The sequence below is a fragment of the Bradyrhizobium altum genome, assembly GCF_020889705.1.
GTDB lineage: Bacteria > Pseudomonadota > Alphaproteobacteria > Rhizobiales > Xanthobacteraceae > Bradyrhizobium > Bradyrhizobium altum.
The window spans coordinates 1-1,244 of record NZ_JACMYP010000553.1 but is presented as its reverse complement, the minus strand read 5'-3'; the positions used below and the strand labels follow the sequence as shown (position 1 = coordinate 1,244).

Below are 1,244 nucleotides of genomic sequence, written 5' to 3'. Positions count from 1 at the left end.
AGTAGGTGTAGATGAAAGCGAGGTACTCGCCCTGCTTTTCGGTGAAGCCTTGCGCGCCGGGGCGGCGGGCGAGGCCTGATTTCCGATTCATTTGTCGATTCATCCGGCTCTCCGACAAAGGGGGCCGAGATGAATATACGTTATCGAGTCGAACTGAGCCAAGCCGAACGCGACGAACTGACCACGATGCTGAGCAAGGGCAAATGCGCTGCCCGCAAACTCAAGCGAGCCCAGATTCTGCTGGCGGCGGATGCCGGCCGCAGCGACGAGGAAATTGCGCGCACCGTGGCGGTGGGCGGCTCCGCCGTGTACCGGACCAAGCGGCGCTTCGTGGAAGGCAATCTGGAACGGGCGCTGAGCGAGGAGCCGCGTCCCGGGGCAGAGCGAAAGCTCACCGGCAAGGAAGAGGCTCTGCTGGTGGCAACCGCTTGCACCAAGCCGCCTGCGGGCCGTGCCCGCTGGACGCTGGAGCTGTTGGCCGGCGCGATGGTCAAACTCACCGATATGAGAGCCTGTCAGGCGAGACGGTGCGCCGGCGGCTGGCCGAGAACGGCCTCAAGCCGTGGCGTCGGGACATGTGGTGCATTCCCAAGGTCGATGGCGAATACGTCGCCCGCATGGAAGACGTGCTCGACCTTTACGCCGAGGCACCCGATCCCGAGCGGCCGGTGGTGTGCTTCGACGAAAGCCCGGTGCAGCTCATCGGCGAGGCGCGCCAACCAATCCCGGCCGAGCCGGGCCGGCTCGAACGTTACGATTACGAGTATCGTCGCAATGGCACCGTCAACCTCTTCGTCCTGCTCGACGTGCATCGTCCCTGGCGCAAGGTCAAAGTCACCGAGCGCCGTGCGGCAGAAGACTACGCCCAATGCATGCGCGAGCTCGTCGACATCCATTATCCCGACGCCGAGACCATCAGGGTCGTCCAGGACAATCTATCGACCCATTCTGCCGGCGCCCTCTATCAGGCGTTCCCGCCTGCCGAAGCCAGACGGATTTTGCGGCGGCTCGAGTTCCACTATACCCCCAAGCACGCAAGCTGGCTCAACATGGTCGAGATCGAGATCGGCGTCATGCGCGGACAGTGCCTCGATCGCAGGATCGACGACCCCAAGCGGCTGCGCCGCGAAATCGCCGCCTGGGAACGCCAGAGAAATGCCGCACGCTCCCGCATCAAATGGATGTTCACTACCGACAAGGCCCGTTCCAAAATGGGCCGCGCCTATCCCAACGCTTCCAAAGAG

General features: G+C 63.6%; 1 protein-coding gene. It reads left to right on the top strand.

What is annotated here, in order from left to right; genetic code table 11:
* Positions 1-129: 129 nt before the first annotated feature.
* Positions 130-1,244, top strand: a protein-coding gene (locus H8B02_RS47320; protein ID WP_229172518.1) for an IS630 family transposase whose coding sequence is annotated in 2 segments (ribosomal slippage) — positions 130-502 and positions 502-1,244 — 1,116 coding nt annotated over the 2 segments. Because the reading frame shifts where the segments join, the coding sequence is not laid out codon by codon here. This gene is flagged as partial in the annotation.